Source organism: Paenibacillus sp. FSL H8-0261 (assembly GCF_045040645.1).
Taxonomy (GTDB): Bacteria; Bacillota; Bacilli; order Paenibacillales; family Paenibacillaceae; genus Paenibacillus_AQ.
Map to the genome: position 1 here is coordinate 6,373,722 of NZ_CP150297.1, position 26,232 is coordinate 6,399,953.

The window sequence follows — 26,232 nt, forward strand, 5'->3', positions numbered from 1 at the left end:
TTTCCATATTTACGGATTCATCTTTTTTGTCAAACTAGCGTATTTTTCAATAGACTTGGGACTTTAGTAATAAATTTATAGGTATATTTCAATAGATTTATGTTGTCTATCAATGCTAAATGTCCTAGAATGTATATAACATAGATTGGATAATTTTACAACAAAATCAGCTGAGAAAGCTGTCGGAAACTAGCATATACAACATACAATTCGACCATATCTACCAATAGTTAACAATCAGGGAGAGATGACCATGAAATTTGCCAGTAACAAACGGATCTATCTTTTTACAGTAACGATCTTGCTTCTCCTTCTGCTTGTTCTGCCACTCAAAAATCACTTCATGAATGTAGAAGCCAGTTCAAATGATTACCAAATACGGATGCTTGAAATTACGGATAGTGGAAGCAGCGAGTTAACATCTCTAAAAGCAGGATTATCTAACTTCACAGTGGATACCATGAGTATGAAGCGCTTTGTGGCGCTGCGGGATGATTTGGATGGAAGATATGATGCGATTTATATTGGGAAGGGGACCTATAGCCCAACACAAGTGAGTAATCAGCAACCCGCCTCAGAAGAAAATCGAGCAAGGGCACTGGATACCAAGAGCGTAAAGAATGATATCACTCAGCTTAAAGCGGATGAAATTACGAAGGAGTTTATCAATAAGGGTCTTTATGTAATTTTTCATAGCCAGCCCTTTATAGACAAGAGCAATAGACCACAGCCAGAACAAGGCATTCTGTACCAAGCTTTTAACAGTTACCGTACTTCCTCCTCTAACCCAAAGGTTAAATTCGTTGATGATACTGGACTTTCGAATATTTTCGCCGACTTAAAAAAACAAAATTCTACTTACATAAACGACTTCAAAAAACGCCCCCGTCTGCAAATTACAAACAGAATTCCTAACTACGATTCTAATACAGCTAATAGCCATATCTATGTTCCTGGAGAAAAGCTTTCTTTTAACTTTAATCTCACAGCCACTCCACAACAAAGCGCTCCGCTGTCCGTCAAGCTGTATATTGGCCTCGATAAATCTATCAAAATGGGAGACAAACAGCTCGTTGCTGAAACTGAGATTAGTGCCTCCAGTGGGAGTATAGAATATACTTTGCCAAAAACGTACTCTGGATTACTGTACTGGAAGCTAGAGGTCAATGATTATCACAATACGCAACTAAAAGACTTCGACAGCGGCGTCATTCGTTACCGTGGCGAGAAGACCATCGTAAATATTCTTCAAGTCATGCCTGATACTTTAACGGAAAGCAATCTCACATATGCTAACAATATGGATCAGTCATTTTTGGATAAGCCTGATTACAAGCTCGATATTAAGTACAAAACAATGAAGGAATTCAACGAATATGTAAATGCTCAATATAATTCATCAAACAAACAAAGCTACGGACTTAACGGTACCTACGACATGCTCATCTTTGGTTTTGTTGACGAATACTACAAGAAATCTAATTTAAACACTAATGCGATCAACGCCATAAAACAATTTACTGATACCTTCAAACAGAGCATTCTGTTCACACATGATACTGTAATCAATCTAGATTCTGGGAAAAAGGATTGGGTCAATAATTTCAAAAGCATCACAGACCAAATGGATCCTGAAACCAACTTAGGTCATAATGCTATCAACCTATCTACCAAGGTAAAACCAGTGAATGACGGACTTCTGATGCAATACCCTTTTTATCTGAGTAAGAGAGATGAAAATAACAAGCAAATCGATATCATTCAACCACAAATTGCACCCACACATAACCAGTACTTTACTCTTAATCTAGAAGACTCTGAGGTAGTCTCCTGGTATAACATTGAGAGCATGCCTGAAGGCACCAAAATTAAGCCGAATGGAGAATACAATCAATACCAACGTGATATCGAAGATAGCTGGAATCAATATTACACATACTCCAAGGGTAATATAACGTACTCAGGTACCGGTCACTTTTTTGGAGTTTCGGATATCCCGAGCAATCTAAAGAAATTCCCTGAATGGGAGCAAAAGCTATTCGTTAATACTATGTATCGAGCTTTTATCGGTGCCAATCATGCTCCTGACATTACTGTGCATACGCCAACTAATGAATCAATCATTCCTTCTTATCAAAATACAATACTTGTAGACTATTCCGTTACTGACTTGGACTTTAATGATCGTGACCTGACAACCGAAGTCCGATTCAAATCGGGAGGCAATTACATCTCCAATATTGAAATAAGCAGAACAAACATCAAATCTGGACAAAAAATGTATAGAGAGGTTAACAACCCGCTTCCAGAAGGGGGCATACTCGACATCGAAATTAAAGCTTGGGACCCAAGTGGTGCGCTCTCAAGCAAAACAATCAGAGTAAATGTCCAAAAAGTGGAACCTAACTTGAGCGTAACACGATCTCTTCCCAAAAATGATGCAACAGGGGACCATGCAACTGGGATCGTAAAAAAAGGAGAACCGCTCAAGATAAGCTACTCTATTACTCCAAAGAGAATACCTTTTGATAAAATAAGCACGGCCAACCAAAGCTCCACCACACAGGTTATATCAGATATTGTATTTGCCGAGACGCTTCCACCTAACCTCGAGATCGTTAAAGAAGAACTCCCTGCCGGCATGGTTGTCACAGGGAATGTTACGAGCGGGTATACACTGACACATAATCTAAATAATATTACTTATTCATTAAAAACAGAGAACGGAGCTAAGGTCTATAAACCAGAGCCTGAGCAACCTATAACGTTCCAAATCACAGTTAAACCGATCAGGACCCAAACCTACATCTTAAATAATTCCAAACTTAGTTATGTCGATATCCACGCGATATCACCACTAGCAATTACAAACCAATATAACTCCTTTGCCCTTCAGGGCACTTCACTTAACGGAGGAAGTATCATGGGACCAATTGCTTCAGGGGGGACAATCAACTTTAACAACGCTGGTATTGATGTAAATAGCCAATATAAAAATGCAGTACCCTATGGTGTAGTCACCGGCGGAGATATTCATCTCCCAGAAGGTACGGTGTATGGAAACGTACTAGTTAAGGGCGCAGTCAGAGATCAAAGAAATGGCTCTATTCAAAATGGTACCATCTCTTATGGAGAACTTCTGAATTTCAGTAAGCAGGAGAGTTATCTCCATGCACTCTCTGATGCCATCGCTAAACTAGTTCCTAATACTTCATCAAATGCAGATGAAAATTCAGGAACATTCACTGTGTCAGGGAACTCACCAATCAATATTGTTAAAATCACTGCATCAAAGTTAAGTAAGCTTACGAGTTCAAACCTTACTGTACCGCAAGGATCAACTATAATTGTTAATGTTATAGATGACGGTACAGAAAAGCCATTCCTTCGTTTCCCTCTTGGAAGTGACGGAACTCGTGTAATATTTAATTTCCAAGGCTCTAAACCTATACGGATTTCACAAGCCAATGTATACGGAACCATTCTAGCACCAAGATCCGCTATAAACTTTGATGGAGGACAAGTATATGGGACAATCATAAGCGCATCAATGACTATGAGAAGTGCGACTTTATTCCATATTCCGTTTACGGGCAATTTACCAGCGGAAATCTATCCATTAGCTGTTCCAGTCCCAACAGTCCCATCACCACCTACTGTTGCGCGTACTACGCTTTCATTTGAGAACTTAACCTTTACAGCTGACTATTGGATTACGTCTCTGGAATTGCATGACAAAACAATTTATTTAGATGAGAGCCACCGTCTAATCCCAATCGTTACGCCTTCTGATTTAAGTAATTCTGCATTCTCTTGGACAACAGATAACGCATCTAATGTGTCTGTAGATCCTAGCAGCGGTGATATTGTGGGCTTAGCCGTTGGAACTGCTAAAATTACTGTGAGGGCTGAGGGCAACAGCAGTGCTTCAGCTACAGCAACTATAACTGTAAAAGACAAACGAAGTGATCGTTCATTAATAATTGATGGAGCTGACTCAGGTAGAGTAAATAAGGATATTCCCTTTAGTGGAGTCTATTCACAAGGAAATCTTAACAATCAAGAATCTGCAATTTCACAGTATGCCTGGACCGTCACTAAAGTTGATACCGGAGACATTGTTGCTAATGCAATGACAATCGACCCAAAGTATTCGAATGATCCTAGCAAGCAGATTTTCAGTGTTCCACAATCAGGAATCTACGAAGTAAGCCTTACGGTTACTTCTAGTAATCGTGATTCAATCACTGCGACGAAGCGAATCACAATCACTAACCCACTAGTTGATCTGTCGATTACGGGTCCAACGACGGTTGTGGTAGGGGGACAGATTGATTTAGAAGCAACAATTAGGACTCCTTCCAATGCAGATGAATCAACGCTAACCTGGGATTTTGTACAAGATATTGATCGCAATTTGGCTACTCTCACGCCTTCTGCGGATGGTTTTAAAGTTACGGTAAAGGCTGGGAATACCGCTAGAGCAGGTGTGGAAATTAAGGTCTACTCCGGTAACATTAGTACAACACATACTATTAACATCGTTGATCTGACAGGATTAAGCTTCAGGGATGAGTTCATTACTATTGAGGTAGGTCATCATTTTCAGCTAACCGATATTTTATGGGCATTCCCAACCTCCATCTCGATCGGCCAGATCAAAGATAACTTAAATTGGGACAGTGACAATTCTGCAATCGCCAGTGTCGATAATGGAGCCAAAAAGGATACCCGTGGAACTGTTACAGGTGTCAAAAAGGGATCAGCCACCATTACAGTGACCTATGATTCTGGTATTCCCGGTAAAGCAGCAATAACTGCTACAATTATAGTCAAAGTAACGGACTCTACTAATAGTGGTGATCGATACTAAAATAAGGAACCCTTAAGCATTCGCTTAAGGGTTCCTTATTATCTTGTCAGCACAGCTTAATGACTTACAAGCTCCAAAGGTCCAACCGTTACATTGACCTGCTGTACACGCGGGAGACTGGACTGCTGATGCGTAAAAACATCCTTGTTATATTGGATTTGAAAGCGATGACCCATTTGATATCGTTCTGATCCTTGATCCTCGAAGCCCTCCGCTGGAGTTAAAGGTTCCTTCACTTCACCAAGCGCAGCATTTACAGTTAAATCCTTTTTAGCGAAGAAGCCTCCATTCAGCCAAAAGATTGACCCAACTCCGTAAAGATCAGCATTACTATCCGTGTAAAAAAAAGCTTTCATATAAAACTCGTCCTGTTTAGATGCCTCAGGCGGATTACTAAAAGCATCAATTCGGTTAATGAGTACATTCCCTTGAGAAATTAGAACCAATTCCTTGGCACCAAGACCTTGAATGACAGCATCCTCTACTGTAGTTGTCCCTAACACAAACATAGTGGAATTGAATTTCACTTGACCTCTAATCGTAACATTCCCTGTAACCAGAATATTAGCTTGAATATTCAGAAAGTTAGAACGCTCTGAGTTATAGTTGTTTATCTCCAGATTACCATTCACAATGAGCCATTTCGGTTTGCCAGAAGAGGTACCCATCTTGGCTTCATCACTAAACGTCAATTGCTTGTATTCGATTCCATCAATGAGCAAATCACTATTATAGATTGCGGACTCCGTCCGATTAAGCAAAAGTTTATTCTGATACACCCTTACCTTCATCTCGTAATCAGCTATTGCAAGATTGTAAGCATCTGTTTGTTCTTTTGTTGGATTGCTTTCTAATGTAGGTTTAATAAAAGGTGGATTAGCATCCGGTAATCTTTCCAATGCTATAGTACTTAAGAAGTTACCCAGGCTGCCGTTTTCAATAGCCCGCATAATTTCAGCCTTTGATCCTACCAAGCTTGTCGCTTCCACCACTTTATCTGCGAACGATTCCTGCACATTAATCTGAATGAACTTTTTCTGCGATTTGAAGAACACTTGGTCTTTAGTAATTCCCAGAATACTCGGAAGAATGGTTGAAGCATTAGTTTTATTTACTGCCGCATTTACTACTCCGTTCCCCGAATACTCTATCCTTTCTAGCGACTGTACATGCACTTCAGGCAGAGGTTCCGTAGATGCAGCGCTAGTGCGATTTTTCTCTACTCTCGGGTATTGAGTCTGTTTATACAGCCAATCTAGTCCCTTATATTTATAGTTAGCTATATCACTAATAACTAGCTTCTCACCCGCATAAATATTCCCATGAATTGCGGGTGCTCCGTTTAGCGTCAAAGTTCCCTCCGAACCAAAAGCATACTTCAGAAAATCAGGATAGGTATCAATAACAACTTGTTGTTTTAATTGTCTTGTCACACCATTCACGGTGGCTTCGGCAGCTATATTAATATAATATTTTTGCCCATCTTTTTTCTCATAGGCAATACTCTTGATCGTTCCACCTGCCCCTGATAAATCTGTGCTTACATCATAACTATCCACAACCATTTTGTTTTTGATCTCTAAGACAATATCTTTAATCTCATCTTCCATATGATCAGGATCAATATCCTTCCGACCATCCAGCTTCGTCTGTATATATGCAGCCGTTTCATCCAAGCCTTTCTGCGCTAAGTGTAAGCTTTGTACATCATTCTCTCTTGTCTCCGTTCGCTGTGCACCACCCACCGTTGCCCCAAGTACAGCTAGTCCAAGTATGGTAAGTAGAAGAGCAACAAACATAACCAGTACCAGAGCCGACCCTCTTTCATTAGGGTTTCTCATCTCTTCTACTCCTCCTAGAATCCGAATGTACTTTTTAATTCTAATGGGTAATCTTTTCCCGCATAGCTCTGTACCAGAGATAAATCTATCGAAATCAGACCACTTTTACACGGAACGGTATTCTGACACTCTAAAATAATTTTGGATCCTTCTGCTAACTTGGAATGAATTGTAGTTCTTGCGTCCTCTGGAGGATTAATTACATCGGGGTTAGCTATCGTAAGAACTCCATTGGCAATCTGAATTCGCGACTTCATACCGTCTTGCCGTTCTAATGTAATGTAGCTATCCGTCTCTTCGCTATTTTGGGTGATCGCCGAGGTAACTTTCTCGGGTGCAAATGTATATAACTCCGTAATAATGGATGACATCAACAAATCACCTTCATCCCGTAGAGAGTTTTCAATTGATATTTTATGATAGCTGCGTAAGCCTAACATCGTGATCCCTGAAATAATTCCAGCAGCCACCGTAAATAATGATAACGCTACAATCAACTCTACTAATGAAAAGCCACCTTCTCTGCGGAGAAGCTTAACGAATTTTCTCATCGGTAATATATCCCTCCACAACAGATTGGGTCTGAGGTCCATTAGAAGAATCCACTCTGCTGACTTTTACCAATACCGGCAATAGATATGCTGCCATATCCTTTTTATCCAAATCACTTAAACTTTCTTTATGTAACTTACGCTGGTACTCAATATCGATTCGATAGTTTACCCCATTGATTGAAGGGTTTAAAACCTGATTTAAGATGGTAGTATCTTCAACGAGTTGTCTATAGTCTTCACATTTCACAGAATCGTCTGCATCGATAACCTTTTGACATTTGGATGCTTCTAGCGAATTGTTCTCTTCTGATTTAAAGTATTCCTTCATTTTATCAAAATCCTGCTTCTCCACATAAAACAGCGCGTTCCGCGCCAGATTGACCATGATCGTCTTGTTTTGGTTCGATTTAGAGTAACTCATAGCGTTTGTAAAGTAAGACGTAAGTACCAGTGAAACTATCGATAAGATCACAATAGCGGCCAGCACTTCGATCAATGTAAATCCTTTTTCCTGCTTTAGGCCTGATTTCATCCTACTTTCTTCCTCCCGCCTACGAGAATGCTTTCATATTTGCACGTTTTTTCCTTAATTTTCTACTTCCATTATATTCTCTCATATCCAGCTACAGCAATCCTCAAAACCCTTATAATTCAGATATTTCTACAATATCTCACACTTTTGCTATGTGCTATCATTTGGAAAGAGAGGGGATGGATGAAATGGCTTTAATAGAGTGCAAATTTTATTCGGAAGTACTAGGATTGAATACCTCAATGACTGTAATTTTGCCGCAAAAAACAACCACACAAATCGGGATGAGCAACGTAACTAGAGGTGAACTTCACCCTACGCTGTATTTGCTGCACGGTTTGTCAGACGATGATTCGATCTGGCTTCGCCGGACTTCTATAGAACGATATGTAGCAGAGATGGGAATAGCTGTAGTTATGCCGAATGTACATCGCAGTTTCTACACGGATATGGCAGTTGGCGGCCGTTATTGGACCTTTATTAGTGAAGAGCTGCCGATGCTTGCGCGCTCGTTTTTTCCACTGTCAGATAAACGTGAGGAGAACTTTGTAGCTGGACTATCGATGGGTGGTTACGGGGCGTTCAAGCTGGGACTGCGTAAACCCGAATCTTTTGCAGCAGCAGCGAGTTTGTCGGGAGCACTCGATATGGCACATCATTTTATGAACTGGGAAGATCCTACCGTCAAAACCAAAGAATACGAGATGATCTTCGGAACAGAAGATATCGCCGGTACGCCCGAAGACCTTCTATGGCTGCTTGAAGAAGCGAACCGCTCCACGGGACCGAAACCAGCGCTGTATCAATGTTGTGGCACAGAAGATTTCCTGTACACAGATAACTTGAAATTCCGCGATGCATGCCGGGCAACCTCCCTTGATTTCACCTACGATGAAGGTCCTGGCAACCATGAATGGGGCTATTGGGATGCCAAAATCCGCGATGTGCTGGCATGGTTGCCTTTGAAGAGCAATTAACTGCTTTGAAAAGACAAGAAAAAGGTGCAGCCATAAGCTACACCTTAATATATGCTCTATCTTAGAGCCCTCTTCGGAGGGTTCTTTTGTTGTCTTCAACCTTTTATTTTGTAATTCTTTTAAATAATCCTGTCTGTTCCGTAATCCCTTTTTCAGCAGCAAATCTTTCAATACTGGATGCACCAAAGAATCCGTCTATACCTTCTGTCCGTTCAATTACATACGCCGCATCCTCTGGCTCAGCAATCGGTCCACCGTGGCAAATCACCATAATATCTGGATTTACTGCTTTCCCTGCTTTAATAATCGCTTCAATTCTTTCTACACAATCATCCAATGTAAGAGCTGTTTTAGCTCCAATCGTACCTTTGGTAGTCAAGCCCATATGTGCCACCAAAATATCTGCGCCTGCTTCTGCCATAGCTTTAGCTTGTTCAGGATCAAATACGTAAGGAGTTGTGAGCATATCCAATTCATGCGCTGCTCTAATCATATCTACTTCTAAACCATACCCCATCCCTGTCTCTTCAAGGTTCTGTCTGAATACGCCATCGATCAAACCAACTGTTGGGAAGTTTTGTACGCCACTGAAACCTTGTTCCTTAAGTTGTTTTAAATAAACCTCCATCACTCTAAAAGGATCCGTTCCACATACGCCTGCTAATACGGGAGTATTTTTCACAACAGGTAAAACCTCAGAGCCCATTTCGACTACGATTTGGTTGGCATCTCCATAAGATAATAACCCCGCGAGTGATCCACGACCTGCCATTCTGTATCTTCCTGAATTATAAACAATCAGCATATCCGCCCCGCCAGCTTCACTGCTTTTTGCAGTAATCCCTGTGCCAGCTCCCACGCCTAAAAGAATCTTTCCATTTGCTACTTCTTCTCTAAACTTCGCCATGATTTCTGTTCTTGTATTTTTGTTCATGTGTAACGCCTCCATCATTATTAAAATGTTCTGTGTTAGTGTTATTTGCTCATGAGATCTATTAGCTTCTGCGCTGCTGCTTCTGCAAACTCTACATCATTAATGGCACAATCCATTTCGATAACCTCGACAACATTTCTATTCACACCATTTCTCAAGGTATCAAATAACATTTGATCTTCCTCTACGCCATAAAAAGCTTCCCCTGCAACATCAATGCCGGATATCCCTTTAAGAGGCAACATTAAAACCGTTTTCTCTTTGGCCATATTTAATTTCTCGACAAGCTTCTTACCGATGGCTTCATTTTCTTCTACCGTGGTTCTCATCAAAGTAACTGTAGGGTTATGCTTATAGAACTTATGTCCAGCAAATTTCTCGGGTACCGTATCATAAGGGCCAAAGTTGCACATATCAAGCGCGCCTACCGATACCACCTGTGGAATATGATGTTTTCCAGCAGCTTCTAACCGATGAGGTCCAGCATTTAGCACACCACCAATAATTTCGTCCGCCCATTCTGTTGTCGTCAGATCCAATACGCCTTCAATAAAACCAGCCTCAATTAGCGCTTCCATGGACTGGCCGCCTACACCTGTTGCATGGAATACAAGCACTTCATATCCTCTAGCTTCAAGATAATTACGGGCTGCCGTCACACAGGGGGTTGTTACCCCAAACATGGTTGTAGCTACTAATGGTTTTTTCTCTATCACTTGTTTATTCTCAAATTTAAGCATACCGGCGATGGCGAAGGCTGCATTGGTAAAAATCTTTGTTGAAATAGAGTTCAGTCCAGCAACATCTACAACCGATGGCATCATGACAATATCACTAGTGCCTACATATGGAGCAGTATTCCCTGAAGCTACGGTCGAAACCATCACTTTTGGTACACCAATAGGCAATGCCCGCATACCAGGGGTTACAAGTGAAGTCCCTCCAGTGCCCCCAAAGGAGATAATTCCATCAAATTTGCCTTGCTTATATAATTCAGGTACTAATTTTTCCATACCTTTGGCTAATAATTCTGTCGCTAATGATCTATCTTTCTTGGCAACGAGCTCATCTATACTTACACCCGCGGCTGCTGCTACTTCTCGGTTGGAGATATCCGGTGTAAAGGTGGGCTCAAACACACCCGTATGAATCGTAAACGTACCTAGCTCCAAGCTTTCCAGCAAATTTTTAATGTAGAGATATTCTTCACCCTTGGTGTCAAAAGTTCCGGCAATGGCAATCGTCTTCATTTCTTCAACCTCCTCTTCAAATATCTACAAGGAGAAATATAAGGATAATGTATAATGTGAAACTTATACTTTCTTATATTTCAAAAAAGCATGATCAACTTATGAGTTAATCATACTTCTTTGAATTATGAATGAAAACGCTTTTATGTCTTATGTTTTTGTGTTTATGTTAGATTTATATTGTTTTGGAGAGAAACCTTTGTACTTCTTGAACATTTTGCTAAACTGCGCATAATCTTGATATCCAACTAATGGCGCCAGCTCAGATAACTGGATATGGTCTCTATGTAATATTTCCGCTGCCTTATCCATCCGAAATTGCACGAGATACGTTTGAAAGCTGCAGCCTACTTTTTTGGTAAACAAACTACTTAAGTAACTTCGGGAAACATGCGCCACCTTAGCTAAATCTGCAAACAAGATCTCATTCCTATAATTTTGCGCAATGTATTCTTTTACAAATTCAACATAATCATAGTGCTTTGTGATGCCATCTAACATTTTGACCATAAAATCATCTTCATCCAGCGTCCCCGACACTTTAAAAGCTTTGGTTATATTCGTAATGGACTTCTCCGAGGGAATTCTTTCAAAAGCAGAGCCCCCGATATACCCCATCAGGTTTTGATTATTACTGTACATATACTGCACATCAATTGGCGTTTTCACGGGACCACCATACACCAATTTAATTAAATCTGGCTTTAGCGCATTGCATGTATTAAAAATTTTGTCTGCCTTAGCCTTGGCAGCTTCCAGAGAGAATACTTTTTTTGCTCCTAATAATCCCCCTTCGGTTAAGCCTAAATGTGCACAAATAATGTCTGCTCCTGCCTCGATCATCTGAGCGGCTTGGATTTCGTCAAATACAAAAGCAATGGTAAACAAATCTTTTTCGTGAGCTATTCTTATAGCTTCTACTTCGAGTAGATAACCATTCTCTTCTTCTTCAAGCGCTTCTCCAAATTGACCATCTATTAATCCAACTGTGGGGTAGTTATTAATTCCGGAAAATCCCTTATTCTTTATTTCACTGATATAGCTCTCCATATCTTTTGTCGGATCGGTTGCATTGAGTCCAAAAATAATAGGAATATCTCTTACCAAAGGGATGATTTCCCTAGACGCAAAGTCCATCACCATGTCATTGCTATTACAAAATGGCAAAATCCCAGCGAGAGAGCTCCTCCCCATCTGCCGGAATTTACCCGAATTTAACATCAGAAGGAAGTCTGCCCCACCCTGCTTCGCATACTTTGCCGTTATTCCCGCACCTGTGGCTACTCCAATAATGTGATTCCCCAGATCTAATTGGGATCTAAGCTCGTCTAGGATTTGCTCTCTACTCATACTTACGCACCCTCCTATCCCTACTCTAAGGATAACCGTAAAGAACACTGCGAATCCAGTCATGTTGTAATTAGAGCCCCTTTAGATAAAAAAAATCTCGCCTGCGACCTATAAAAGTCTGAGGCAAGATTTGGTATTAATACGGTTTACAATATAGCGTCACCGTGTTGTACAACCCATTCATTAGCTTCGTGCAGTGCTTGCTCCGCGCGTTCGATTGCAGCTTTCACCTGAACGGTGGCTGTGCCGCCATAAACGTTACGGGCGTTAACTACAGCTTCCGGTTGAAGAACAGCATAGATATTCTCATCGAACAGCGGCGAGAATTGCTTGAACTCTTCCAGCGTCAGATCCAGCAGGAACCTGCCTTCGTTAATGCAGTAGAGCACTGTTTTTCCGATTACTTCATGTGCTTGGCGGAAAGGAAGACCTTTGCCTACCAAGAAGTCGGCGATATCCGTAGCATTCGAGAAGTCCGTGTTCACGGCTTCACGCATACGCCCCTTGTTCACCTTCATGGTGGAGATCATCGGCGCGAACAATTGCAGTGCACCAGTCAGTGTAGTAACGGTATCGAACATGCCTTCTTTGTCTTCCTGCATATCCTTGTTGTACGCGAGTGGCAGTGATTTCAGCACGGTCAGCAAGCCAATCAGGTTGCCGTAAACGCGGCCTGTTTTGCCCCGTACCAGTTCTGGTACGTCCGGGTTCTTCTTCTGTGGCATAATGCTGCTACCTGTGCAGAAAGCATCATCCAGTTCCACAAAGCTGAACTCCGTGCTGCTCCACAACACCAATTCCTCACTGAGTCTGGATAGGTGAGTCATAACAAGCGCAGCATTTGCCAAAAACTCAACGATGAAATCGCGGTCGCTGACAGCATCCAGACTGTTCTCATACACACTGTCAAAGCCCAATTGCTCCGCTACAAAATGACGGTCGATCGGGAAGGTCGTTCCCGCAAGCGCACCTGCCCCGAGTGGCAGAACGTTGATCCGTTTGTAGCTGTCTGTCAAACGCTCCGCATCGCGGCGGAACATTGATACGTAAGCCAACAAGTGATGAGCAAACAGGATCGGCTGTGCCCGCTGCAAATGCGTATAACCAGGGATGATCGTCTCCACATTGTCTTTGGCTTGCTCGATCAAAGCCTCCTGCAATTCATGCAGCAAGCTAACTAGCTCAACTACACGCCCCCGTAAGTAAAGGTGCATATCCGTTGCCACCTGATCATTACGGCTGCGTCCTGTGTGCAGCTTACCTCCGACTGGACCGATTTCCTCGATCAGATGTTTTTCAATATTCATATGGATATCTTCATCCGCTACGGAGAAAACAACCTCTCCAGCGTTAACCTTGTCCAATACTTTGTTCAGACCTTGCTTAATCGTCTCCACATCTTCTTGTGGAAGGATTCCGCATTTGCCCAGCATTGTGACATGCGCCAGACTGCCTTGCACATCCTCTTTGGCCAAAGCCTTATCAAATCCAATGGAAGCCGTATATTCCTCCACCAGCTTGTTTGTTCCTTTAGTAAACCTTCCGCCCCAAAGCTTGCTCACCTGTAGTTTCCTCCTCTTGGACGCCAGAGGGCCGCTCCTATCCTGACGGGAGGAACGGCCTTCGGAATGCCCGTTTAAGTTTATGTTATCGTTCTATTTCGAAGCTCCATTTACACCTGTAGAAACCTTAAGGCGCAATGCGTTCAAGTGGATAAAACCAGTTGCATCCCCTTGATCATAAGCTTGTGTAGGATCAGCTTCCATCGTTGCAATTTCAGGGTTGTACAGGCTGACTGGGCTCTTCACTCCAGCGCCGATGATGTTGCCTTTGTACAGTTTAAGACGAACAGTACCTGTTACATTTTGTTGGCTCTGTGTTACAAGAGCTTGCAGTGCAATACGCTCTGGTGCGAACCAGAAACCGTTATACACCAAAGTGCTGTAACGAGTGATCAGGCTGTCACGCAGGTTCATCACTTCACGGTCCATCGTGATGGACTCCATTTTGCGATGAGCGACGAACAGGATTGTTCCACCCGGAGTCTCATACACACCACGGCTCTTCATGCCGACAAAACGGTTCTCAACCATATCCACACGTCCGATACCGTGTTTTCCGCCTAGCTCGTTCAATTTCTCCATCACTTGAAGTGGGTTTAAGGACTCACCATTCAGCGCTACGCAGTCTCCCTTAACGAAATCGAGTTCCAAATATTCCGCTTCATCCGGAGCATCCTCTGGAGCGTTGCTCAGTAGGAACATTCCTTTGTTCTCAGGTGCACTTGGATCGAACCAAGGATCTTCCAATACGCCGCTCTCATAGCTGATATGCAGCAGGTTACGGTCCATCGAATACGGCTTCGCTGCAGATGCTTGTACCGGAATATCATTAGCTTCCGCATAAGCGATCATTTCCGCACGGCCTGGAAATTGATTGCGGAACTCTTCCAGACGCCAAGGTGCAATCACCTTAATGTTTGGTGCAAGAGCAGCTACGCCAAGTTCAAAACGCACTTGGTCGTTACCTTTACCTGTCGCGCCATGCGCGATAGCCGTAGCGCCTTCAGCGATGGCGATATCCACCATACGCTTAGCGATTAGCGGACGAGCAATACTAGTTCCGAGCAAGTATTGGCCTTCGTAAAGCGCGCCGGATTGGAACATAGGGTAGATGAAGTCGCTAGCGAACTCATCGCGCAGGTCATCGATGTATACTTTCGATGCGCCGGTTGCTAGTGCTTTTTCCTCCAAACCGTCGAGCTCTTCTTTTTGGCCGATATCGGCTGTGAAGGCGATGATCTCAGCATCATAAGTTTCTTTAAGCCATTTCAAAATAACGGATGTATCTAGTCCGCCGGAATAGGCGAGTACAATTTTTTCTTTAGCCATGGTGTGGCAACTTCCTTTCGTGTGGGCTACATAAATTAAAATAACCGTGCTCTCGCTAGCACTTTAACGATTAATCATAATTACGCGGAATGTTTGGACTTCTGGTCGCTGTTATCATCAGATTTCTTTTATTTCAAACCGCATTATGCGGATGAAATCTGATGATAAAGGCGAACGCTACGCTCCTACAGTTCCAAAAATTCCGCTCCATTACTCCATCGTCCAAAACCTAACTTCGCTCAACATTAATTCAATTTATATAGTGATTTATATTTTATATTATTTAAATTCCTTAACTCATCAGCGCAGCCATTAAAGCCTTTTGCGCATGCAGGCGGTTCTCAGCCTGATCAAAGATGACCGAGTTAGGGCCGTCAATCACGCCTGTGCTAACCTCTTCCTCACGGTGGGCCGGCAGGCAGTGCAGGAAGAGATAATCGCTCTTCGCGCCTTTTACAAGCTCCTCATTGACCTGATAGTCCTTGAATGCCGCTTCACGCGCCTTTTGCTCCTCTTCGAAGCCCATGCTCGCCCACACATCGGTGTAGATGACGTCAGCGTCTTGTACAGCTTCTTGCGGGCTGTTAGTAACCACAATCTTAGCTCCGGTTTCTTTAGCGATCTCACGGGCTTCTGCTACAACTGCTGCATCCGGCTCATAACCTTCTGGTCCAGCGATTGATACATCAACACCCAGCTTGGCTCCACCAATCATCAAAGAATGCGCCATATTGTTGCCATCGCCGATGTAAGCCAGCTTCAGGCCTTTGAGCTTTCCTTTGTGCTCATAAATGGTTTGGTAATCCGCCAGCACTTGGCAAGGATGTGCCAGGTCACTCAGACCGTTGATTACTGGAATAGAAGCGTAACGAGCTAGATCCTCAACTTTGTCATGACCGAAGGTACGGATCATAATTCCATCAAGATAACGTGACATTACTTGTGCTGTATCTCCAACCGTTTCACCGCGTCCAAGCTGAATGTCATTTTTGCTCAAGAAAAGGGCATGCCCTCCCAGCTGGTACATTCCAACTTCAAACGATACACGCGTACGAGTAGAGGATTTTTCAAAAATAAGTCCAATCGTCTTCCCCTTCAGCGGCTGAAATTCTTCGCCATTCTTCTGCTTCTTCTTCAGCTCAATCGCCGAATCAATCAGATACGTAATTTCCTCCGGGCTGTAATCGTTCAGCTCCAGTAAATCACGGCCTTTCAGCTGCTGCGCAATGGTGTGCTTGTTACTCTGTACGCCCTGACTCATGAGCTTACCTCCCCGTTTGCTTGTTTAGCATAAGTATGAATGAGTTCGGAGACGATGTCTACCGCTTGGTCGATCTCCTCTTTACTTACATATAGATTAGGCAGTAAGCGAAGGACATTAGGACCCGCTGTCACGAACAACAGGCCTTTCTTTTGTCCAGCCAAAACAATATCGCCCACTGGTGATTGACATTCAATCCCGATCAACAGTCCTTTACCACGGATATCCTTCACAAAAGAACAGTCCGCCAGCTTCTCTTTCAAAAGACCTGTCAGGTACTTACCCATTTCTTCAGCGCGTTGTGGAAGCTCATCCTCCAGCATCGTTTCAATTGTCGCTGCCATAACCGCTGTTGCAAGCGGTGTTCCTCCGAAGGTGGACGCATGGCTGCCAGGTGAGAATGCTTCACGCAAATACCCTTTGCCAAGCATTAAGCCCGCTGGGAACCCACTAGCAATCCCTTTAGCCAAAGTGAAAATATCTGGTTCAATTCCATAATGCTGATGAGCGAACAACTTGCCTGTACGTCCCATACCTGTCTGTACCTCATCTACAATCAGAAGCAATCCGTGTTTCTTGCACAGTGCCACTACAGCGTTCAAAAACTCAGGCTCTACCTCAAGCACGCCACCCTCTGCAAGCACCATCTCTAGCATGATAGCAGCGGTATGATCCCCGATAGCAGCTTCTAACGCTGGCAGATCATGCAAGGGTACCGTCTTAAAGCCTGCTGGAAGCGGCAGGAATCCTTCTTTTACCTTTTGCTGACCTGTAGCTGTTAGTGTGGCTAATGTACGTCCATGGAAGGATTGTTCAAATGTGATAACCTCATAACGATCCACAGCTTTAATCTTCTGGTGGTAACGACGAGCCAGCTTAATTGCAGCCTCATTCGCTTCTGCCCCACTATTGCAGAAAAACACTTGATCAGCGCAGCTATTTTCTGTCAAAAGATTTGCAACTTTGTCCTGTCCAGGAATATGGAACAGGTTCGAGACATGCCAGAGCGTATCAATCTGATCCTTCAGCTTCGCACCGACTTTTTCAGGAGCATGACCTAGACTGGTCACAGCTAATCCACTTGTGAAATCAAGATACTTATTGCCCTTATCATCCCATACCCAAGTGCCTTTGCCTTTAACTAAGCTGAGATCATATCTGGCGTAAGAAGGGAATACCGCGCTCAGCTTGCCTGCTGCAACATCCGGTGTACCTGATCCTACTGTATCGGTCTGCTGTGCCCCTGCTTGCGAATCCAATTCCGCTTGTGTAAGCTTGCTCATTCTAAGTCACTCTCCCACCTTGTGCTCCTGTGTACCAGGCTGCACCTCTAATTGATATTCATCTATGATTCTACGAACGAATAATACGTGTGCCTATCGCTTCACCTTGCAGTACTCGGCTAAGCACCCGCGGTTCTTTTCCATCCACAATGATAACCTCTGAAACGCTGCCTTGAATGCAATCGATAGCTGCCCGTACTTTTGGGATCATGCCGCCGTAGATTTCTCCACTTTCAATTAAAGCTTCGATTTCCTGTACGGTAACGGATGGAAGCACAACCTTTCGACCCTCCACCGTACTCATAATGCCAGGCACATCTGTAACTACGATCATTTGGGGAGACTCTACATAAGAAGCGACTGCCCCTGCTGCTGTATCTGCGTTAATATTGTAGCGCTGACCTGCAGCATCTACACCGATAGGTGCAATGACAGGAATATATCCCATCCCAACAATACCAGTTACGATCTCAGCTTTTACTTCCGTTACTTCTCCTACCAACCCTACTTCAGCGCTATTAGCTACGGGTCTAGCAGTAATCATATTTCCATCGATGCCGGATAGCCCTAGAGCTAGACCGCCACTTCCTTGAATTCGCCTTACAATCGCCTTGTTGATACTCCCTGCCAGTGTCATCTCTACGACATCTAGTACTGCCTCGGTGGTTACTCGCAGACCGTTCACGAAGCTGCTTTCAATGCCCAGCTTTGCTAGATTCTCTGAAATGGCTGGCCCTCCGCCATGAACAATTACAGGTTGAATGCCTTCCTGCTGCAAATCTCGTAAATCTTCGAAAAAAGAATCAGGAAGAGCAGCCAGCGTACTGCCGCCGCATTTCATCACAAACAATCCACTACCATCTAATGCATCAATAAGTTCAAGCTCGCTATTTAGCGTCATAAGTTCGGTATCCTTCCCTTGTGGGCTTAAGCCGCCACAAATTAGGTACGGTATGCAGCGTTAATACGCACATAATCGTAAGTTAGGTCACAGCCCCAAGCTGTAGCCTTTCCGGTTCCATCATGCAAATCTACAGTGATCAGCACAGTTTCACTTTTTTGCAAATAGGCCAAAGCCTTCTCCTCATCAAAAGCAACCGGCTTCGAATGCAGTAGCACCTCGATATCACCTAACGAAATGTTCACACGCTCCGGCGATACTGGCACACCCGCGCGTCCAACCGCAGCAATAATCCGTCCCCAGTTCGCATCCGCTCCAAAAATAGCAGATTTCACTAGACTAGAACCCACCACTGTCTTGGCAATCGCTGAAGCAGCTTCGTCATGAACAGCACCATTCACTTGAACCTCAATCAGGTGAGTTGCACCTTCGCCATCTCGAGCAATCGCTTTGGCAAGCGTCTGGCACACATAAGTGAATCCAGCAGCAAAAGCGTCCCAATCCGGATGAAATCGAGTCAGCTTCTCATTACCTGCAAGCCCACTAGCCATCGACACTAGCATATCATTCGTGCTTGTATCTCCATCAACTGTAATCATATTAAAAGTAACGTTCGTAGCAGAACGAAGTAGACTGTGTAAATCTTCCGCTGAAATATCAGCATCTGTAGTCATAAAACCGAGCATGGTAGCCATGTTAGGATGAATCATCCCGGAGCCCTTTGCAGCTCCAGCAATAATAACTTCTACACCGCCAACAAGCACCTTCACGGCAACCTCTTTTTTAACTAAATCAGTTGTAAGTATGGCCTGACAGAATTCCTCCGCTCCAGCAGCCCCACCGTCCAGCTTTTCTGGTATTGCAGCAATACCGCTACGTACGCAATCCATCTTCAGCAGCTCACCGATCACACCAGTCGAGGCGACAGCAACATCATTAACCTCTACACCCAAATGTTGAGCCGCAGCAGCGCGCATCTCATAAGCATCGGCCTCGCCTTGTTCGCCTGTGCAGGCATTAGCATTTCCGCTGTTCACGACTACCGCCTGCAACGTTCCGTTCACAAGACTTTCACGCGTCACCTTCAGAGGAGCCGCCTGAAAAACATTTGTCGTATACACGGCAGCAGCCGTAGCTGGAACCTCACAAAGAATCACTCCGAGATCGTTGCGGTCTGTTTTTTTCAATCCACAGTGCAGTCCTCCGGACTTAAATCCTTTAGGTGAAGTAATGCTTCCACCTTCCAAGGCAGTAAATAATTCAATCTCGCTCATGTTATTTGTACCGCTGATCCTTATGGATACACAGGTGTGTAGCCGAGGCCAAGGGTTTCCTCCCATCCCATCATCAAATTAAGGTTCTGTATCGCCTGACCTGCCGCACCTTTTACAACGTTATCAATGACGGAGATTATGGTCACCCGCCCTGTACGAGCATCTGTCGCAAATCCGATATCACAATAATTAGAGCCACTAACTTCTTTTGTCGCTGGAATCACACCTACATCGCGCACCCGCACATAGGGTCTGCCCGCATAATATTCACGATATAAATTCACAAAATCCTGCTCCGTATAATTGCCCGTCATTCCTGCATACATCGTACTCATAATTCCTCTGCTCATAGGCACGAGATGTGTGGTGAACGTTACGGTTACCTTTTCTCCAGCAATCTCCGTGAGTGTCTGCTCGATTTCTGGTATATGTTGATGTTTATTTATTTTATAAGTTTTTAAGTTCTCGTTTATCTCTGCATAATGCACCATCAGGCTCGTTCCGCGTCCTGCTCCGGTAACCCCGGATTTGGCATCAATAATAATACTGTCATGCTTAATCCAGCCTGCCTGAATCGCAGGAATTAGTCCAAGAAGTGTAGCCGTAGGATAACAGCCTGGATTAGATATAAAATCAACCCCGGCCACACGCTCTCCGAACACCTCGCAAAGTCCGTACACAGCTTGTTCTAGGTACTCATCAGCAGGAGCTGTATGTTTGTACCAGTGCTCATACTCTGCGCCATCCTTCAATCGGAAATCACCGGATAGATCTACGACCTTAAGTCCAACTTCCAGCAGCTGCGGCACCAGCTTTGCACTTACACCAGACGGCGTAGCCGTAAAAACCACATCCGCCCGCTCAGCCATCTGCGCCGGATCAACGCCATCCAACCTTCGGTCAATAATGCCCGTCAAATGAGGAAACCCTTCCTCTATCGCATCCCCTGCACTTGATGAGGAAATTACCGAAGTAATCTCTACTTTAGGATGACTTTGTAGTAGCCGAATCAGCTCTACGCCTCCATAACCCGTTGATCCAACAATCGCCGCCCTCAGCTTGCCTTCCACTGTCATCCCCACTTCCTGCTTATCATGAATATATTATTTAATATAATGCATACCGTCTTAGAAATATGTATTATTATACATCCCTATTAATATAAATACAACACAATATGTGAACTTTATTCATCCTAAATATAACCTCATTTAGAAAAAAAGAGAAGCGTCGCCTCCCCCGTAGGAGAGATTACGCTTCTCTTTTAAATCCTTCGCCTAACACTTCATGTGCTTCGGTAATAATAACAAATGCACTTGTATCTACGGATTGGACAATCGCCTTTAGCCTTGATACTTCATTCTGACCTACCACAACCATCAGAACAGTACGTGCATCTCCAGTGTACCCGCCATGTGCGTCCAGCTTCGTCAAACCACGATCCAGATCATTTAATATCGCCGCAGATATTTCATCTGTCTCGTCTGAGATAATATAAGCAACCTTCGTATAACGGAAGCCTACCTCTATTGCATTAATGGCTTTACCCGTAACAAACAATCCGATCAGCGCATACAGCGCCTGCTCCATACCGAGTATAAATGCAGCCAGCACAATAACCGTCCCGTCCAGCAACACAACGGAAACCGAGAAGCTGAGACCGGATATCTTTTGAATGATCTGCGCCAAAATCGTAAGTCCACCTGTTGAGCCCCGTCCGCGGAACACAACGCCAAGTCCCACCCCCACACAGATACCGCCATAAATGGAGGCTAAAAGTGGATTAGTTGTAGGTGTAGGTAAATCTTTTGTCAACAAGATAAATAGCGGCAACACAAAGCTCCCGAGCAACGAGCGAACGCCGTATTGTTTACCCAGGAAGATTACTCCGAGCACAAACAGCGGGATATTAAGTGCCCATTGCGTAAATGCCGGTTCAGCCCCAAACCAAGCTTCAGCCAGTACAGAAAGACCCGATACACCACCAGAAGCTATATGATTAGGCAGAAAAAAAAGATTAAACCCCAATGCCGTGATTAGCGAACCGATCAGAATAAGCATTGTATCCACCACATGACGGACGGGTCCATTCAGTGGAATCAGCGGGGGTTTATTACGAGAATTGATTTTTTGCATTTCATGGCGCTCCTTAAAGTGTCATCTTGCTCTACGTAAGAAGAAACGGGTATTCCATCCATATCAAAGAATGGTATCCGTTTCCCCTAAAAAAATATAAAGATAAAGTATGGAGTAAGCTTATACTTTCCTATATTCCCGAAAAAATCCCTTAATCCGCCTCAACCTTGATCTGGCTACGCAAGTACCCATCAATGAATGCGTCCAGGTCTCCGTCCATTACTGCACCCACATTACCTGTTTCCACGGAAGTACGGTGATCCTTGACCATGTTATACGGATGGAATACATAGGAACGAATCTGACTGCCCCAAGCGATTTCCGATTGCTCGCCGCGAATCTCATCCAATTGCTGCTGCTGCTCTTGCAGCTTGCGTTCATAGAGCTTGGAACGCAGCATTTTCATGGCTTGTTCCCGGTTCTTGATCTGTGAACGTTCGTTCTGGCAGGTTACCACTACGCCCGACGGCAAGTGAGTAATCCGTACCGCAGAGTCCGTAGTATTGATATGCTGTCCACCGGCGCCACTCGCACGATACGTATCGATCTTAAGATCCTCGGTGCGGATCTCAACTTCAACATCATCCGTAATTTCCGGAACGACATCACAGGAGACAAAAGAGGTATGGCGTCTACCCGAAGAGTCAAATGGAGAAATCCGCACTAGTCGATGGACACCCTTCTCAGCTTTTAAATATCCATATACGTTGAAGCCCTTGATAAGCAGTGTAACACTCTTAATTCCTGCTTCATCACCCGGTAAATAATCGAGCACCTCAACCTTAAATCCACGTTTCTCAGCCCAACGTGTGTACATACGAAGCAACATTTGACCCCAGTCTTGAGATTCCGTTCCGCCTGCACCCGGATGAAGCTCAAGGATCGCATTCAGCTTGTCATACGGTTGGTTAAGCAGCAATTGCAGCTCGAATTCATCCACTTTACTGCCTAGGCTGCGAATTGTCTCTCCGATTTCTGTTGCCAGATCCTCATCGCCCTCTTCATCCGCAAGCTCTGCCATCATCGCAGCATCATCGTATTCCTGTTGAAGTTTCTCGTATTGATCTACGGAAGATTTCACAGCGTTCATCTCAGCGATTACACTCTGCGCTTGCTCACTATTATCCCAGAATCCTGGAGCTGCCATTTTCTCTTCAAAGTTAGAAATCATCTCTTGCTTAAGATCTAAGTCAAAGAGACCCCCTAAGGTCAGTTAGTTTCTTGCCTATTTCACGCAGATCCTGCTTTACATTTGGTTCTATCATAGGTCACTTCACCTTTCAAAATTGGTTGTTACGGTCTTCGCTATTGGAAAGTTAGTAATGAGTGAATGTTCAGCCATTCCGAGAAGGATTGGACTTCCGATCGCTGTTGTTTCCAGATTCCTTGAATTGATAACCGCATAGCGGTTGGAATCCCGAAACAAAGGCGAACACTCCGTTTCTCCAGTTCCAAACCTTCTCTCCATTCCACATTCACTCAAGTGCTAAAGATCCAAAAAAGCGACTGGGCCGTAAACGGGGGATACCCCCGGGCCCAGCCGCTCTTTATGGTTAGTATACCCATAGAGATCAGGGTTAAAGACTTACATCTTCAACACCTGAATATGAGCGCTACTAAACGTTTGTCTTATGCGTTTTGACCGTGGCAATTCTTGTACTTCTTGCCGCTTCCGCAAGGGCAAAGATCATTACGGCCAGTCACAGCCTCAACATGAACCGGACGTTTCTCAACAGGTTCGCTGTTTGTAGAGATCTTGTCTTCATCAATAACGGATTGACGTTCCTGATTCGCCTCGATGTGAGCCTTCATAATATAAGTAGCTACTTCTTCTTGAATCGTAGCAGTCATAGTATTAAACATCTCAAAGCCTTCGAATTGATATTCGCGAAGTGGATCCGTACCACCGTAAGCACGCAAGTGAATCCCTTGACGCAATTGATCCATTGCATCAATATGATCCATCCATTTGCTATCTACGGAACGAAGCACGATTACCTTCTCGAATTCACGTACGAGTTCTGAACCCAGACGTTCTTCACGTGCAGCATATTTCTCAAGCACAAGTTCGAAAATGAACTCGATGATTTCCTCTGCTTCCTTGCCCCATAGAATATCACGGGTCAAAGCACCTTCTTCAAGAAGCTTGCTGTTTACGTAATCAGCAACTTCTTGCAGTTCCCAGTTCTCAGGAATATCGTCGCTACAGTGTGCTAGAACGATACGCTCAATTACAGGCTTGATCATTTCAAGCACGATATCTTTAATATTATCGGACTCCAGAATCTCACGGCGTTGTTTATAAATAATTTCACGCTGTTGATTCATCACGTCATCATATTGCAATACGACTTTACGGATATCAAAGTTATTACCTTCAACACGTTTCTGAGCAGATTCTACAGCACGCGTGATCATGCGGCTCTCAATCGGCTGATCTTCCTCGAATCCGAGACGATCCATCATAGTCAGAACGTTGTCAGCACCAAAACGCTTCATGAGCTCATCGCCAAGCGACAAGTAGAATTGTGTAGAACCAGGGTCACCTTGACGACCCGCACGACCGCGCAGCTGGTTATCAATCCGGCGTGATTCATGACGCTCTGTACCAATGATATGCAGACCTCCAAGATCTGTCACACCTTCACCCAGAACGATGTCCGTACCACGTCCAGCCATATTGGTAGCAATCGTAACTGTACCTGGCTGACCTGCATGGGTAATGATTTCTGCTTCCGCAGCGTGATGCTTTGCATTAAGCACTTGGTGTCTAACGCCTTTGCGCTTCAGCATTTCAGATACGAGCTCTGAATTCTCGATCGACACTGTACCAACCAATACTGGCTGGTTCTTTTTGTGACGTTCTACAATTTCTTCCACAACAGCTTTGAACTTACCGTTCTCACTCTTGTAGACAACATCCGGCATATCATCACGCTTGTTCGGCTTATTGGTAGGAACCTGAAGAACTTCAAGACCATAAATCTTCTTGAACTCCTCTTCCTCAGTCTTCGCTGTACCTGTCATACCACCGAGTTTACGATACATACGGAAGTAGTTCTGGAATGTGATTGTTGCAAGAGTCATACTCTCATTCTGTACTTCGATTTCTTCCTTCGCTTCAATCGCTTGGTGCAGCCCATCGCTATAGCGACGACCTGACATTAGACGTCCTGTAAATTCATCAACAATAACGACCTCACCCTCGTTTACAACGTAATCTACGTCACGACGCATAATTACATTTGCTTTTAGGGCTTGGACGATATGGTGATTCAAAGTTACATGACTGTGATCATACAAGTTCTCAATACCAAAAGCGCGCTCAGCAGTAGCCACACCTTTTTCAGTCAAGGCAACAGACTTCACCTTAATATCAACTGTGTAGTCTTCTTCAGCCTTAAGCTTTTTCACGAAACGGTCTGCTGAAAAATACATTTCTGTAGACTTCTCAGCTTGTCCGGAAATAATAAGAGGTGTACGTGCTTCATCAATAAGAATAGAGTCCACTTCATCAATAATACAGAAATACAGAGGGCGCTGAACCATTTGCTCTTTATAAAGCACCATGTTGTCACGCAAATAATCAAAACCAAATTCGTTGTTTGTGCCATACGTAATATCGCAGGCATAAGCAGCTTGTTTATCAGCATGGTCCATACCGCTTAGGTTAACCCCAACCGTCATGCCCAGGAAGTTATAGATTTGTGCCATTTGTGCGCTGTCGCGCTGAGCCAAATAGTCATTGACCGTTACTACGTGTACGCCTTTACCTAGCAAAGCATTCAAATACACTGGCAATGTACCTACTAGTGTCTTACCTTCACCAGTCTTCATCTCGGAGATTCGGCCTTCATGCAGAGCCATACCACCAATTAACTGCACATCAAAATGCCGCATACCAAGTGTCCGCTTGGAAGCTTCACGTACGGTTGCAAATGCCTCAGGAAGAATTTCTTCCAGAGTTTCGCCTTTTTCAATACGGGCACGGAATTCTGCTGTCTTAGCTTGTAACTGTTCATCAGATAGCTTTACAAATTCCTGTTCCAATCCATTAATTACATCGACTGTCTTCATGAGACGTTTAACGTCACGATCGTTGGTGTCTCCGAATATTTTCTTTACAAGTCCTAGCATGGTTAACCCCTTTCATGCAACACAGATGGTGGAACCGA

General features: G+C 43.9%; 18 protein-coding genes. 2 read left to right on the top strand and 16 right to left on the bottom strand.

What is annotated here, in order from left to right; genetic code table 11:
• The first annotated feature begins 253 nt into the window (after positions 1 to 253).
• A complete protein-coding gene (locus MHI27_RS28495) occupies positions 254 to 4,873 on the top strand; it encodes a DUF5057 domain-containing protein (RefSeq protein ID WP_405175157.1) in 4,620 nt (1,539 codons plus the stop codon).
• Positions 4,874 to 4,929: 56 nt separating this feature from the next.
• Here the strand turns inward: MHI27_RS28495 and MHI27_RS28500 are convergent, their stop codons facing one another.
• From MHI27_RS28500 to MHI27_RS28510, 3 genes are read right to left on the bottom strand one after another with little or no spacing between them, the layout of a single operon-like run.
• Positions 4,930 to 6,714: a hypothetical protein gene (locus MHI27_RS28500; protein WP_405175158.1), complete on the bottom strand. Its 1,785-nt coding sequence runs from the start codon at positions 6,712 to 6,714 to the stop codon at positions 4,930 to 4,932.
• Positions 6,715 to 6,728: 14 nt separating this feature from the next.
• Positions 6,729 to 7,265 carry a PilW family protein gene (locus MHI27_RS28505; RefSeq protein WP_405175159.1) on the bottom strand — a complete coding sequence of 179 codons (537 nt, stop codon included), beginning with the start codon at positions 7,263 to 7,265 and terminating at the stop codon, positions 6,729 to 6,731.
• Complete coding sequence (locus MHI27_RS28510) at positions 7,249 to 7,800, bottom strand: prepilin-type N-terminal cleavage/methylation domain-containing protein (protein WP_405175160.1); 552 nt, start codon at positions 7,798 to 7,800, stop codon at positions 7,249 to 7,251. Before MHI27_RS28510 ends, MHI27_RS28505 begins: the two co-directional genes overlap by 17 nt.
• A gap of 188 nt (positions 7,801 to 7,988) precedes the next feature.
• On the opposite strand from MHI27_RS28510, the gene MHI27_RS28515 reads away from it, so the two are divergent.
• Entirely contained in the window at positions 7,989 to 8,777 is a 789-nt protein-coding gene (locus MHI27_RS28515; RefSeq protein WP_405175161.1) for an alpha/beta hydrolase, read from the top strand.
• 103 nt (positions 8,778 to 8,880) lie between these two features.
• On the opposite strand, the gene MHI27_RS28520 is transcribed toward MHI27_RS28515, so the two are convergent.
• The 13 genes from MHI27_RS28520 to secA form a co-directional block, all read right to left on the bottom strand.
• Positions 8,881 to 9,711 carry a phosphoenolpyruvate hydrolase family protein gene (locus tag MHI27_RS28520; protein WP_405175162.1) on the bottom strand — a complete coding sequence of 277 codons (831 nt, stop codon included), beginning with the start codon at positions 9,709 to 9,711 and terminating at the stop codon, positions 8,881 to 8,883.
• 41 nt (positions 9,712 to 9,752) lie between these two features.
• Positions 9,753 to 10,961 (bottom strand): Tm-1-like ATP-binding domain-containing protein, encoded by a 1,209-nt coding sequence (locus tag MHI27_RS28525; RefSeq protein WP_405175163.1) that lies wholly within the window; start codon positions 10,959 to 10,961, stop codon positions 9,753 to 9,755.
• 150 nt (positions 10,962 to 11,111) lie between these two features.
• Positions 11,112 to 12,311 carry a phosphoenolpyruvate hydrolase family protein gene (locus MHI27_RS28530; protein WP_405175164.1) on the bottom strand — a complete coding sequence of 400 codons (1,200 nt, stop codon included), beginning with the start codon at positions 12,309 to 12,311 and terminating at the stop codon, positions 11,112 to 11,114.
• Positions 12,312 to 12,457: 146 nt separating this feature from the next.
• A complete protein-coding gene (argH, locus tag MHI27_RS28535) occupies positions 12,458 to 13,873 on the bottom strand; it encodes an argininosuccinate lyase (protein WP_405175165.1) in 1,416 nt (471 codons plus the stop codon).
• A gap of 93 nt (positions 13,874 to 13,966) precedes the next feature.
• Positions 13,967 to 15,202, bottom strand: a complete 1,236-nt coding sequence (locus MHI27_RS28540) for an argininosuccinate synthase (RefSeq protein ID WP_042192353.1) — start codon at positions 15,200 to 15,202, stop codon at positions 13,967 to 13,969.
• A gap of 292 nt (positions 15,203 to 15,494) precedes the next feature.
• On the bottom strand, positions 15,495 to 16,463 hold the full coding sequence (gene argF, locus MHI27_RS28545; RefSeq protein WP_341059311.1) for an ornithine carbamoyltransferase: 969 nt from the start codon (positions 16,461 to 16,463) through the stop codon (positions 15,495 to 15,497).
• On the bottom strand, positions 16,460 to 17,746 hold the full coding sequence (locus tag MHI27_RS28550) for an acetylornithine transaminase (protein WP_405175166.1): 1,287 nt from the start codon (positions 17,744 to 17,746) through the stop codon (positions 16,460 to 16,462). The genes argF and MHI27_RS28550 overlap by 4 nt, the downstream gene beginning before the upstream one ends.
• A 70-nt stretch (positions 17,747 to 17,816) precedes the next feature.
• The gene (gene argB / locus MHI27_RS28555) at positions 17,817 to 18,647 is read right to left on the bottom strand and encodes an acetylglutamate kinase (protein ID WP_076297893.1); all 831 of its coding nucleotides are present in this window, start codon (positions 18,645 to 18,647) and stop codon (positions 17,817 to 17,819) included.
• 41 nt (positions 18,648 to 18,688) lie between these two features.
• A complete protein-coding gene (argJ, locus tag MHI27_RS28560; protein WP_405175167.1) occupies positions 18,689 to 19,921 on the bottom strand; it encodes a bifunctional ornithine acetyltransferase/N-acetylglutamate synthase in 1,233 nt (410 codons plus the stop codon).
• Positions 19,922 to 19,941: 20 nt separating this feature from the next.
• Positions 19,942 to 20,997 (bottom strand): N-acetyl-gamma-glutamyl-phosphate reductase, encoded by a 1,056-nt coding sequence (argC, locus tag MHI27_RS28565; protein ID WP_405175168.1) that lies wholly within the window; start codon positions 20,995 to 20,997, stop codon positions 19,942 to 19,944.
• 175 nt (positions 20,998 to 21,172) lie between these two features.
• The gene (locus tag MHI27_RS28570; RefSeq protein ID WP_076297895.1) at positions 21,173 to 22,057 is read right to left on the bottom strand and encodes a YitT family protein; all 885 of its coding nucleotides are present in this window, start codon (positions 22,055 to 22,057) and stop codon (positions 21,173 to 21,175) included.
• 151 nt (positions 22,058 to 22,208) lie between these two features.
• Positions 22,209 to 23,322 (bottom strand): peptide chain release factor 2 gene (gene prfB / locus MHI27_RS28575; protein WP_143759238.1). Its coding sequence is split into 2 segments (ribosomal slippage): positions 22,209 to 23,249 and positions 23,251 to 23,322, totalling 1,113 coding nucleotides; the frame shifts between segments, so codons are not numbered across the junction.
• Between the two features lie 364 nt (positions 23,323 to 23,686).
• Positions 23,687 to 26,194 (bottom strand): preprotein translocase subunit SecA, encoded by a 2,508-nt coding sequence (gene secA, locus MHI27_RS28580; protein ID WP_405175169.1) that lies wholly within the window; start codon positions 26,192 to 26,194, stop codon positions 23,687 to 23,689.
• Positions 26,195 to 26,232 lie beyond the last annotated feature (38 nt).

Bases quoted from the DNA above. Each gene is read 5' to 3' on its own strand.
- MHI27_RS28520 (WP_405175162.1), bottom strand. From the start codon at position 9,711: ATGAACAAAAATACAAGAACAGAAATCATGGCGAAGTTTAGAGAAGAA.
- MHI27_RS28500 (WP_405175158.1), bottom strand. From the start codon at position 6,714: ATGAGAAACCCTAATGAAAGAGGGTCGGCTCTGGTACTGGTTATGTTT.
- argC (WP_405175168.1), bottom strand. From the start codon at position 20,997: ATGACAGTGGAAGGCAAGCTGAGGGCGGCGATTGTTGGATCAACGGGT.
- MHI27_RS28540 (WP_042192353.1), bottom strand. From the start codon at position 15,202: ATGGCTAAAGAAAAAATTGTACTCGCCTATTCCGGCGGACTAGATACA.
- MHI27_RS28550 (WP_405175166.1), bottom strand. From the start codon at position 17,746: ATGAGCAAGCTTACACAAGCGGAATTGGATTCGCAAGCAGGGGCACAG.
- argF (WP_341059311.1), bottom strand. From the start codon at position 16,463: ATGAGTCAGGGCGTACAGAGTAACAAGCACACCATTGCGCAGCAGCTG.
- argJ (WP_405175167.1), bottom strand. From the start codon at position 19,921: ATGAGCGAGATTGAATTATTTACTGCCTTGGAAGGTGGAAGCATTACT.
- MHI27_RS28510 (WP_405175160.1), bottom strand. From the start codon at position 7,800: ATGAAATCAGGCCTAAAGCAGGAAAAAGGATTTACATTGATCGAAGTG.
- MHI27_RS28570 (WP_076297895.1), bottom strand. From the start codon at position 22,057: ATGCAAAAAATCAATTCTCGTAATAAACCCCCGCTGATTCCACTGAAT.
- secA (WP_405175169.1), bottom strand. From the start codon at position 26,194: ATGCTAGGACTTGTAAAGAAAATATTCGGAGACACCAACGATCGTGAC.
- argB (WP_076297893.1), bottom strand. From the start codon at position 18,647: ATGACGCTAAATAGCGAGCTTGAACTTATTGATGCATTAGATGGTAGT.
- MHI27_RS28530 (WP_405175164.1), bottom strand. From the start codon at position 12,311: ATGAGTAGAGAGCAAATCCTAGACGAGCTTAGATCCCAATTAGATCTG.
- MHI27_RS28495 (WP_405175157.1), top strand. From the start codon at position 254: ATGAAATTTGCCAGTAACAAACGGATCTATCTTTTTACAGTAACGATC.
- MHI27_RS28505 (WP_405175159.1), bottom strand. From the start codon at position 7,265: ATGAGAAAATTCGTTAAGCTTCTCCGCAGAGAAGGTGGCTTTTCATTA.
- MHI27_RS28515 (WP_405175161.1), top strand. From the start codon at position 7,989: ATGGCTTTAATAGAGTGCAAATTTTATTCGGAAGTACTAGGATTGAAT.
- MHI27_RS28525 (WP_405175163.1), bottom strand. From the start codon at position 10,961: ATGAAGACGATTGCCATTGCCGGAACTTTTGACACCAAGGGTGAAGAA.